Annotated in this window: 10 protein-coding genes; 2 read left to right on the plus strand and 8 right to left on the minus strand. The window is 66.0% G+C overall.

From position 1 onward, the window contains the following. The 4 genes from AC4FAH_RS11015 to AC4FAH_RS11030 all read right to left on the minus strand — a co-directional run. On the minus strand, positions 1 to 305 hold a 305-nt coding region (locus AC4FAH_RS11015; RefSeq protein ID WP_490246030.1), incomplete at its 3' end, for a deoxyribodipyrimidine photo-lyase. Positions 306 to 354: 49 nt separating this feature from the next. Continuing rightward, on the minus strand, positions 355 to 1,266 hold the full coding sequence (locus tag AC4FAH_RS11020) for a MerR family transcriptional regulator (protein ID WP_225347399.1): 912 nt from the start codon (positions 1,264 to 1,266) through the stop codon (positions 355 to 357). 266 nt (positions 1,267 to 1,532) lie between these two features. After that, entirely contained in the window at positions 1,533 to 1,919 is a 387-nt protein-coding gene (locus tag AC4FAH_RS11025) for a sirohydrochlorin chelatase (RefSeq protein ID WP_043335994.1), read from the minus strand. Positions 1,920 to 1,958: 39 nt separating this feature from the next. Continuing rightward, positions 1,959 to 3,143 (minus strand): NAD(P)/FAD-dependent oxidoreductase, encoded by a 1,185-nt coding sequence (locus tag AC4FAH_RS11030; RefSeq protein ID WP_286987134.1) that lies wholly within the window; start codon positions 3,141 to 3,143, stop codon positions 1,959 to 1,961. Positions 3,144 to 3,306: 163 nt separating this feature from the next. On the opposite strand from AC4FAH_RS11030, the gene AC4FAH_RS11035 reads away from it, so the two are divergent. After that, positions 3,307 to 4,242 carry a TIGR01777 family oxidoreductase gene (locus tag AC4FAH_RS11035; protein ID WP_225347397.1) on the plus strand — a complete coding sequence of 312 codons (936 nt, stop codon included), beginning with the start codon at positions 3,307 to 3,309 and terminating at the stop codon, positions 4,240 to 4,242. A 20-nt stretch (positions 4,243 to 4,262) separates the two neighbouring features. Here AC4FAH_RS11035 and AC4FAH_RS11040 read toward each other — a convergent pair whose 3' ends face one another. The 3 genes from AC4FAH_RS11040 to AC4FAH_RS11050 form a co-directional block, all read right to left on the minus strand. Then, positions 4,263 to 5,024, minus strand: a complete 762-nt coding sequence (locus AC4FAH_RS11040) for an RluA family pseudouridine synthase (protein ID WP_225347396.1) — start codon at positions 5,022 to 5,024, stop codon at positions 4,263 to 4,265. A 218-nt stretch (positions 5,025 to 5,242) separates the two neighbouring features. Next, entirely contained in the window at positions 5,243 to 8,185 is a 2,943-nt protein-coding gene (gene rapA, locus AC4FAH_RS11045; RefSeq protein WP_225347395.1) for an RNA polymerase-associated protein RapA, read from the minus strand. A 138-nt stretch (positions 8,186 to 8,323) separates the two neighbouring features. Further along, the gene (locus tag AC4FAH_RS11050; protein WP_225347394.1) at positions 8,324 to 9,181 is read right to left on the minus strand and encodes a TlpA disulfide reductase family protein; all 858 of its coding nucleotides are present in this window, start codon (positions 9,179 to 9,181) and stop codon (positions 8,324 to 8,326) included. A gap of 198 nt (positions 9,182 to 9,379) precedes the next feature. On the opposite strand from AC4FAH_RS11050, the gene AC4FAH_RS11055 reads away from it, so the two are divergent. After that, complete coding sequence (locus AC4FAH_RS11055; RefSeq protein WP_225347393.1) at positions 9,380 to 9,640, plus strand: hypothetical protein; 261 nt, start codon at positions 9,380 to 9,382, stop codon at positions 9,638 to 9,640. 35 nt (positions 9,641 to 9,675) lie between these two features. Here the strand turns inward: AC4FAH_RS11055 and AC4FAH_RS11060 are convergent. Next, positions 9,676 to 9,912 (minus strand): hypothetical protein (locus tag AC4FAH_RS11060; protein ID WP_490246031.1); only part of this gene is annotated, 237 nt, incomplete at its 5' end.

Genomic DNA, 9,912 nt, shown 5'->3' on the forward strand with positions numbered 1-9,912 from the left:
GCCTCGGGCACCTCGGCGAAGGTGTCGCAGTCGAGCACCTTGAGCGGGATGTGATAGCCGGCGAGTGCCTGTTGCAGGACATGCAGGCCGCGGCGCAGGAAGTCGAGCTTGTTGGCGCCGTGGCCGTGCTCGACCCACTGCGCCAGGCAGGGGGCGACGACGGCCACGACCGGGCCGCGTGCGGCAGCCTGCGAGAGAGCAGTGTTGTCGTGTACGCGCAGATCACTGCGCAGCCAGACCAGCTGCAGGGGAGCCCCCGCTGGTGCGGAGGCGGGGGAAGAGGCGGATGGTGAGTCAGATGACATCGGGGCTCCTTGGCGATCGGTGAAACCAATGCCGAGCAGGAGCCTGCGATCAACGTGCCATCAAGGACCTCAGGCGAGCGACCGCCTGAATCGGGTCGGCCCCCAGGCCTTCAATGGGCCCGTCTACCAGCTCCTGCTGGCGAATCTGGGCGGCCGGGCCAGCGATGGCCAGCGGCACGCTCAATTGTTCTGCGACCCGCGGCAACTGACGGCGCATGACATCCGAGCGCTCGGCCTGGGTGCCGACCAGCACCACGGCCTGTGCCTGCAGGCGCTCTGCGGCCAGCGGCAGCTCCGCCAGCGGCAGTGGGCCATCCAGCAGGCTGACGTGATAGCCGGCGTCGCTGGCGACCAGCGCGAACAGCAGCAGCCAGCTCAGGCCCGGTTCTTCCGGCAGGCGCGTCAGCGTGATGTGCGGGGCGTGACGCTCCTGATTGGCAAACACCAGCCGGGCACCGATGCGCGAGCGCAGGAAGCTCTCGAAGAAGCACTGGGCCAGGCGGGTGCCGAAGGTGGCGGTACCGCGCTCCTCGAGCTGCTCGAGCAGCGGACGCCACAGGCGCTCGACCACGCTGCTGACCGGGTACAGTGCCAGACTCTGGTTGTACAGCTCGGCCAGGCGCGCCTCGTCCTGGGCGTCGATGGCGGCCAGTGCCAGCTGCTGCTGGCCGTTCCAGCTGCCTTCGTCCGGCATCGGCGTGCTTTCCGGCTGCGGCTGGTCGAGCAGCTCGCGTACCTGGCTGACAGGTACTCCGCGGTTGAGCCACTGCAGGATGTGTTCGATCCGCTCGATGTCCTCGCGGGCATACAGGCGATGCCCCTTGGGCGTGCGGCGGGGCTCGATCAGTCCGTAGCGGCGTTCCCAGGCTCTCAGCGTGACCGAATTGACGCCGGTCAGGCGAGAGACTTCGCGGATCGGAAACAGCGGCGAACTGGCAGTTTCCGTGGCCTTGTCAGTCATGAATGGTGTTACCTCTGGCGGTGACGAGGCATCCCGGGTGAAGCACAGGTGAGGACGACACACAGGGTAAAGTTGAAGTGTCGTCACTTGGGGCGCTGTGGGATACCGGCAATGCATCTTGTGCACTAGCTGTACATGTGGGCATCAGGATGGCGCAGCCGCCAGAGCCTGACAAGAGGCAAGCTGCGTCGCATCCTCGGTGCGCATGTTTTGAAGGTGCATCACAGCGCCTTTGACGCCGAAGGTCCCGTCATGAAATCGGCCGTCTAGGCGTTGTCCTGTTGCTCCACAATCTGGATCAAGGCCTCGACAAAGGCCGGATGTGCACCCACCGGGTCAAGCAGACTGATGGGGCAGTCGGGGTGCTGGCGCTGCGAGTCTTCCAGCATGGCGGGCACGTCCTCGCGCAGATGACGGCCGGCCGCGAAGAACAGCGGCAGGATGTCGATACGCGCGGCACCGTCTGCCGCCAGGGCATCGATGGTGTCGGTCAGCAGCGGATCGCACAGCTCCATATAGGCCAGGCGCGTCGGGCGCTTGAGGCGGGAAGCCAGCGTGGCTTCCAGTGCCTCGAAGGGCTCGCGCCAGCGCGGGTCACGTGACCCATGGGCCAATAGAATCAAGGCGTTGTCGTGATCTGTGGACGTAGTCATGCAGCTATCCTGTGGGCGATGAGGGGTCGCGGCAGCGTATCAGCTGTCGGCGAGGGTGTTGAGCAGCTGTTCGGCTACCTCGTGCCCTGACAGCCAGGCGTCCTCGACGCGCGGGCCACGCAGGGCGTCTCCGGCCAGCCATAGCCCGGATGACCCCTGGCCATAGCCCTTCTGGTCATAGACATTGTGGACATGGGCATTGTGGCCGGCTGCCGCTGAGGTCTGCGGCAGCGTCTGGGTCGGGTGAGCGTAACGCCAGCGATGCGCCGTGAGGGTGACCTTGCCCTGGCTCCAGCTAGGTGCCAGCTCACGGAGCTCCGGCAGTGCCTCGAAGGCCTGCCACAGCAAGGTCGCGACTTCCTGTGGCGACTTCTCGAGATTCGCTCGGCTCCAGCCGGCGGTCGCCAGCAGGCTCAGGGTTTCCCGTGCATGCGTCGGTGGCTGGCGGCCGGGACGCGAATGCTGGCGCATCACGCAGCGCAGCGGGCCATCATCACCGCGACTGACCAGCAACCCTTGCCAGTCAGCGTCGCCTCCCAGTGCGGGTAGCGGCGTCTCCAGAGTGGCCATCAGTGTCCAGGTCGGCGCCATCTCCACCTGCGCCAGCGCCTCACTCAGGACTGGGGCCAGCGAGTCCTCGGCGAGCGCCACCCCCTGGGCGTCGGTGCCGGCCGTGCTCAGCAGGGCGCGTGCCTGCGGCACCGGTGCGCTGATCACCACGTGATCGAAGGGGCCGTGCTGATCACCGTCGCTGTCCTCGAGCCGCCAGCGCTTGCCTGATGCTGTGCCTTCGTCCGCGATCAGGCGCGTGATGCGCGTTTCGCTGTGCAGACTGGCGTGGGCCGGCAGCTGTTCACTGAGGTGGCGGCTCAGGGCGCTCATGCGCGGACTGGCCACGTAGCGGGTGGAATCATCGCGCAGCCGCTTCCATTGGCTCTCGTCAGACGCCGACTTGCCGAGGCTCAACAGTCTCTCACCCCAAGTTGCGACGACGCCTGCGGCCCGCCACTGCTCGAGCGCGGACTGGAAGCGTGGATCACGCGCCGTGAAGTATTGCGCGCCGATGTCGATGGGGCCTTCGCTCGTGCGGCGACTGGCCAGGCGTCCGCCGGGGCCGCGTGCCTTCTCGAATATCGTCACCGCATGGCCCTGTGCGGCCAGTCGGGTGGCGGCGGACAATCCGGCGATACCGGCACCGATGATGGCGATGGACGATACTGGCATCTGGAGGCGACTCCTGCGCGGGCGGTGTTCAGGGGGTACGGGTCGTCATGTGACCCGACAGCAGATACGCTAAAGTTAACTTCTTGCGCATAATTGTACAATATAAGTATAGATTTATGGCGGAAGTCGGCACACTCGATGCTTCATCGCCGAGGAGGGCAACATGCGAATATTGATAACAGGTGCAACGGGGTTCGTCGGCCAGGCGCTGTGTCAGTCACTGGCTGCTGCGGGCCACTCGCTGGCGGTCGTATCGCGCCGCCCGGAGCGTGCTGAGCGCCAGTTTGCCGACCTGGGGCTGACGGTGGTCGCGGCGGATTCGTCACTGGCCTTCAAGGATTGGCAGCCTGAGGGCATCGTCAATCTGGCGGGGGAGTCGATAGCCGGGCGGCGCTGGAGCGAGGATCACAAGCGTGAGCTACGGCGTTCGCGGCTGGAGGCCACCGAGCATCTGGTGATGCTGTGTCAGCAGCTGGCCGCCGAAGGCCATCCGCCGCAGGTGATGGTGTCCGGTTCGGCGATGGGCTATTACGGCGCACAGCCCAGGGCGGGCGAGCCGGACGATGTCGAGATCGACGAGCAGGCGACGCCCCACGACGATTTCAATCACCGCCTGTGTCGCGACTGGGAGGCGGCCGCCATGCCCGTCACCGAATACGGCGTGCGGCTGGCCATCATCCGCACTGGCCTGGTGATGGAGGCCGATGGCGGCACGCTGGCCAAGCTGCTGACGCCCTTCAAGCTCGGGCTCGGAGGACGGCTGGGCGATGGACGCCATTACATGCCGTGGATCCACCGCCACGACATGATTCGCATCATCGAGCGTCTGCTGGCGGATGACAGTCTCAGCGGCGCCTTCAATGCCAGCGCGCCGCATCCGGTCACCAACATGGGCTTCACCCACGCTCTGGCTCGCGGTCTGGGGCGTCCGGCGATCCTGCCGCTGCCGGCCAAGGCGCTTGAGCTGGGGCTGGGGGAGATGAGCACCCTGCTGCTGGAAGGCGCCCGCATGGTGCCGGCGCGTCTGCTGGCTGCCGGCTTCACCTTCGACTACCCGACCCTCGACGTGGCCTTCGCCGATATCCTGTCACGCAAGTGAGCCTTGGCAGCAAGGCGACGCTAGAAGGGCAGCGGCGCTTCCAGCACCAGTGGCGGTGCCTCGCCGTCGCTGGCTGGCGGAATCACCAGGCGCGCCGCATGCAGCAACAGGCGCGGGCTGGCATTGAGTGCCGCTCCGCGCGCATAGAAGCCATCGCCGATGATCGGATGGCCGAGCGCCAGCATATGCAGGCGTAGCTGGTGTGAGCGCCCGGTATGCGGTGTCAGTGCTACACGACTGGCGGCGAGGGTCTGAGGCGTACCATCCGGGCGCTGGCCCTCGAGCGTCAGACGCTGCTCGACCCGATAATGCGTCAGGGCCGACTTGCCATGCGTGAAGTCGACGATCTGACGCGGGCGGCGTGGCCAGTCACAGCGCAGCGGCAGGGCGATACTGCCCTCGGCGGGCGTGAGATGACCTGCCACCACGGCCAGATAGCGTTTCTCGATGGTGCGCGACTGGAAGAGCCGCGACAGCCGCCGCTGGCCCTCGACATTGCGCGCCACCAGCAGCACCCCGGAGGTCGCCACATCCAGACGGTGCACGGCGCGGGTATCGTCGCTCAGCTGGCACAGGCGCGAATGGACACTGTCGAAGCGCGAGGGATCACGCCCCGGCACCGAGGGCAGCTCGGCCGGCTTGTCGATGGCCCACCAGTCATCGCCCGCCGCCAGCAGCGATAGCCCCACCTTCGCGACACGCTCGCCTTCCTCGGCCAGGCGCTCTCCCTGCCAGCTCTGCCCTGACGCTGCCTCGTCGCTCTCTGGATATGATCTCGCCATGAGGGTGCTCTGTAGTAATGAAACGATAGGGTGAAACGAAAGGGATGCAACGAAAGTGATGGGCCGCGAATCGCGAAGCGCAGGCGATGGCATCGTCGCGGCCGCTGGTCGATCTGGCAAGTCCAGCGGGCCATTGTCGCTGGCGCACACGGCAAAACGCCCCACCTGCCGATGGCAGGTGGGGCGTTTCAGGTGCATCACTGACGCCTGCGGTCAGCTCAACGCTCGTGGGCATCCACGGTGACGATGACGCGCACGCTGTCCAGACGCAGACGGGTGGTCTCGATGGCACCATCCAGTGCGGCACGCTCCTGACGCAGCGCTTCGAGCTCTTCCTCGCGCACGGCCGGGTTATGGCTGGCCAGGGCCTCCAGGCGCGCCAGTTCGGCACTGAGCTGCTCGCGCATCTGCTGCTGGGCCTGCTCGACGATGGTCGGCAGTTCGCGCTCGGCTTCCTGTTCGGCATCACTCATCAGCTTGCGCAGCGTGGCGTGGTTCTGCTTGATCAGGTCGCGCGCGACCGCCTTCTTGACTGGCTTGAGGTTCTTGGCCAGTCCGCCGAAGGAGACCTTGTCGGACAGGTTGCTGCCGGTTTCATCCAGCAGGACACGGATGGCGGTCGGCGGCAGGAAGCGGCCCAGACGCAGGCCGCGCGGCGCGGTGGACTGGGTGCGGAACACCACTTCCGTCATCAGGCGGCCACCGGGAATCGCCGGGTGCTTGAGCAGCGCCAGCGCGGTGTTGCCCATCGAGCCATCCAGGATGCGGACCAGCATCTCGCGTACCAGCGGGTGCTCCCACGACAGATGCTGCACGTCTTCGCGTGACAGCGCGGTGGCGCGGTCACTGGTGACGCTGAAGCCTTCCTCGCCCTTCACCAGCCCCGGCAGGCCGTCGAGCATGTGCGGGCCCGGTGCCAGATAGGTGATGCCGTCGCCGAGGTCCCGGCTCTCGATGCCGAAGATGTCGAAGGCGCGCTCCAGATAGCCGGGCAGTGCTTTGTCGTTGTCCAGCGTCTCGATGGCGGCGATGACTTCCTCGGCGCGCTCGTGACGGCAGGCATTGAGTTCCAGCAGGCGGTTGCGGCCGGACTGACGCTCTTCCTGCAGGGCGTCGAAGCGCTCGCGGGTCTGCTCGATGATGCTGTCGATCTCTTCGCTGTCGAGCAGGGCTTCTTCCAGCTCGTCGCCGAACTGGGCGTAGAGCTCGCTGCCGATGCCGTGCGGCGCGCTGAAGGCATCCATGCCGTCACGGTACCAGCGCAGCAGCTGGGCACCCGGCGAGCCTTCGAAGACCGGCACGTGGATCTCGATCGGGAACTGCTGACCGATGCGATCCAGACGCCCGATGCGCTGTTCGAGCTGGTCCGGATGTACCGGCAGGTCGAACATCACCAGGTGGTGACAGAACTGGAAGTTGCGACCTTCCGAGCCGATTTCCGAGCACACCAGCAGCTGCACGCCTTCCTCTTCGGAGGTGAAGGCCGCGGCGGCACGGTCGCGCTCGACCAGGCTCATGCCCTCATGGAAGACCGGTGCATGCACGCCGCCCAGCACGCGCAGGCCTTCGGACAGCTCACGCGCGGTATCGGCGGTATGGCAGATCACCAGCGCCTTCTCGTTGCCGAGGTCGGTCAGGGTTTCCAGCAGCCACATGACGCGCGGGTCGATCTGCCACCAGGGCTCCGCGTTCATGCGGTCATCGGGCAGGGCGCGATACATCTCGTCGAGGAACAGCACCACCTCGGGGTGGTTCATGCCGGTCTCGATCAGCAGGTCATCGAGATAGTCCTCGTCACGCTCCAGCTTGCGTACCACGCGACGGTAGGAGGAGGGTAGCTCAAGCTCGTGGACGTGCAGGCGACGCTCGGGGAAGCCGGCGACATGGGTGCGTGAGTTGCGGAACATCACGCGGCCGGTGCCGTGGCGGTCGAGCAGCTGGTCGCGCAGCTGGCGACGCGCGCTGTCGCGCTGGGCATCGTCGGCATCGCTGTCCATCAGGGTGTCGAGCAGGGCGCGGCTGTCGCTGTCATCCAGCACGCTGGCGAGGCTGTCGAGACCGGACTGATCGGCGGGCAGCGCTTCCAGGGCATCGATGGCGCTGGCGACGGCGACATAGCCCTGTTCCTCGGCTTTGAAGCGCTCGATGTCGTGATAGCGCTCCGGGTCGAGCAGGCGCAGGCGCGCGAAATGGCTCTCGAGTCCCATCTGCTCCGGTGTGGCGGTCAGCAGCAGCACACCGGCGGTCTGACGAGCGAGGGATTCGACACAGGCGTAGCCCGGGCCGACCTTGTCTTCGCTCCAGTCGAGGTGGTGGGCCTCATCGACGATCAGCATGTCCCAATCGCAGGCAGCAGCCTGGACCTGACGCGACGGGTTGGCGAACAGCCAGTCCTGGCTGGCCAGAATGATCTGGTTGCCTTCGAAGGGGTTGCGCGTGCCGTAGGCCTTGCACTGCTCCTCGTCGAGCAGCGAGACATCCAGCGCGAAGCGGCGCAGCATCTCGACCAGCCACTGGTGGGTCAGGCTCGCCGGTACCAGGATCAGCGCACGGCTGGCGCGGCCGCTGAGCAGCAGGCGGTGCAGGATCAGGCCGGCTTCGATGGTCTTGCCGAGGCCGACTTCATCGGCCAGCAGTACGCGCGGCGCGTGACGGCGCGAGACTTCATCGGCGATGTAGAGCTGGTGCGGCACCAGATCGACCTTGGGGCCGGACAGGCCCAGCGCCGGGCTCTGCTCGACACGATGGAAGTGGCGCAGGGTGCGGTAGCGCAGGTCGAACCAGTCATTGCGGTCGACCTGGCCGGTCAGCAGGCGATCACGTGCCTGATTGAACTGCATCTTGTCGTTCAGGCGGGCTTCGGGAAGCTCGATGAGCTCGCCGGCATGCTCGCCGTTGCGTTCACAGATGTAGACGATCTGGCCGCGCACTTCCTTGAAGTCATCGACGACCAGCCATTCGCCATCGTCGGACTGGATGCGGTCGCCATTGCCGAAGGCCACCCGGGTAAGGGGCGCTTCGCGCAGACTGTAGGTTCGGGTTTCTTCGCTGGCGGCAAAGAGCACGGTGACGGTACGGAAGTCGACATTGAGGATGGTGCCAAGGCCGAGATCAGCCTCGCCGTCACTGATCCAGCGCTGACCGGGAATGAAGTCGCTCATGAAGCCTCGGGGTAGGACAAAGACGGGAATCGGGAATACAGGGGCGCGGTATCTTACCGGATCAGACGCCGTGGCTTAAGCGCCTTTTCTTGTGGCGAGCGTCTTTGTCGTGCCGAGCGAGGCCACCAGCGTGTCGCTCTATGGCCGCGACTCCGGTAGCAGGGCGTCCAGCTGGGCGCGGCTCAGCTCGCCGATATGACGCTCGATCAGCTGTCCGTCGCCATCGAAGACGAGGGTCGCGGGCAGTCCCTGCGCCTCGGCCAGCGCCATCAGTTGCATGGCGGGGTCGAGCAGCGCGTACTCGAGCGTCAGCTGTTCGCTTTTCAGAAAGCGGGTCACCGCCAGTGCCTGCTCGCCCTGATTGGCGAGTACCACGGTGACGCCGGGTCTCTGATCAGCCTCTGCCAGCAGTGGCATCTCGCGCCGGCAGGGCGGGCACCAGGTGGCCCATAGATTGACGATCACGCGCTCGTCCTGGATGTCATTCAGTGCCACGGGGCGGCGGTCCAGATGATTGAGGGTGATGGCAGGCATTGCCTCGATGGCGGAGTCATTGCCCAGCGGGTCGAGTTGCTTGAGGCCGAGGAAGGCGGTCAGCCCCAGGGTCAGACTGCCCAGCGCGATGACCTGGCGAATCGCGCCATGCCGGCGCAACAGCCACAGGCTGGCCAGGGTCGCGGCCAGCATGCCGCCGAGCAGGTGGTAGCCCGGTTGCCATAGCTTGAGGATATCCAGCGGTGCCTGCTGATAACTTGCCCAGTGCAGCGCGACATGAGTGAGGCGCGCGCCGATCACCCAGCTGACCAGCATGCGATTGAACCAGCGCGAGGGGCTCAGCGGGGGAGAATCGTGAGCGGGCGCGGTCGTGCCCCTGGCGTGCATGCGTGCCAGCAGACGAATCAGCAGCGAGAACTCGATCAGCATCACCAGGGCTGCCACGAAGGCATAGAGGCGTTCGACGGAAATCAAGGCAGGGCCCAGGGCGATGGCATCCATGCGGTTATCCTCTGGCGGTGTCCGGGGGAGCGTTCAGGGCAGCAATACCTGTCGGCCTGCGTGTGGCAGGCGCTTGGCAAACGCTCGGCAGGCGCTGCAGTCGCGAGGCTCGAGTATGCGATAATCGACGGACTTCGACATCCACGCCTCGCGCGCTGAGCATGGCTCTGCCGCCGAGGACGCTCCAAGGATATCCCCATGTTGTCACATCATTATGACCGTAGCCGTGCGATCGCCGTTGCCAGTCAGGCCAGCGGCCTGATCGCCATCGTCGCGCTGGAGACCTGGCTTGGCGATGCCGCCCGCCCTTGGCAGGGGCTGGTATTCGCCCTGATGCTGGCCTTCGGTCTCGGCCTTGGCCTGCGCAGTTACTACCTCAAGCAAAAGGCCCGCCGCGACCGTGAACGTGCTGGTCGCGAGCGGGCCCGCAAGGCGAGTGACAGCTGGATGTCCGACTGACTCGCCGCTCGATACGGTTCAGTGCGCGCCATGAATCAGTAACTTTGCAGCCGGTAGCCGTCGCGCTCCATGCAGTATTTCAGCAGTGTCTGCTCCTCGTTGGCGGACTTGTCGGTCAGGCCAAGCTCGTACTGGCAGCCCGCATAGGTACTGTGGGCTTGTGTGCTGTTGGCGCCGGGCTTTTCCCATTGGGCGCGCGGGCTGGCGCAGGCGGAGAGCAGTGAGGTCAGCAGCAGGGACAGCAAGGCAAGACGCAGTGTGTGCATGGGGCA

This window comes from Cobetia sp. (assembly GCF_983723665.1).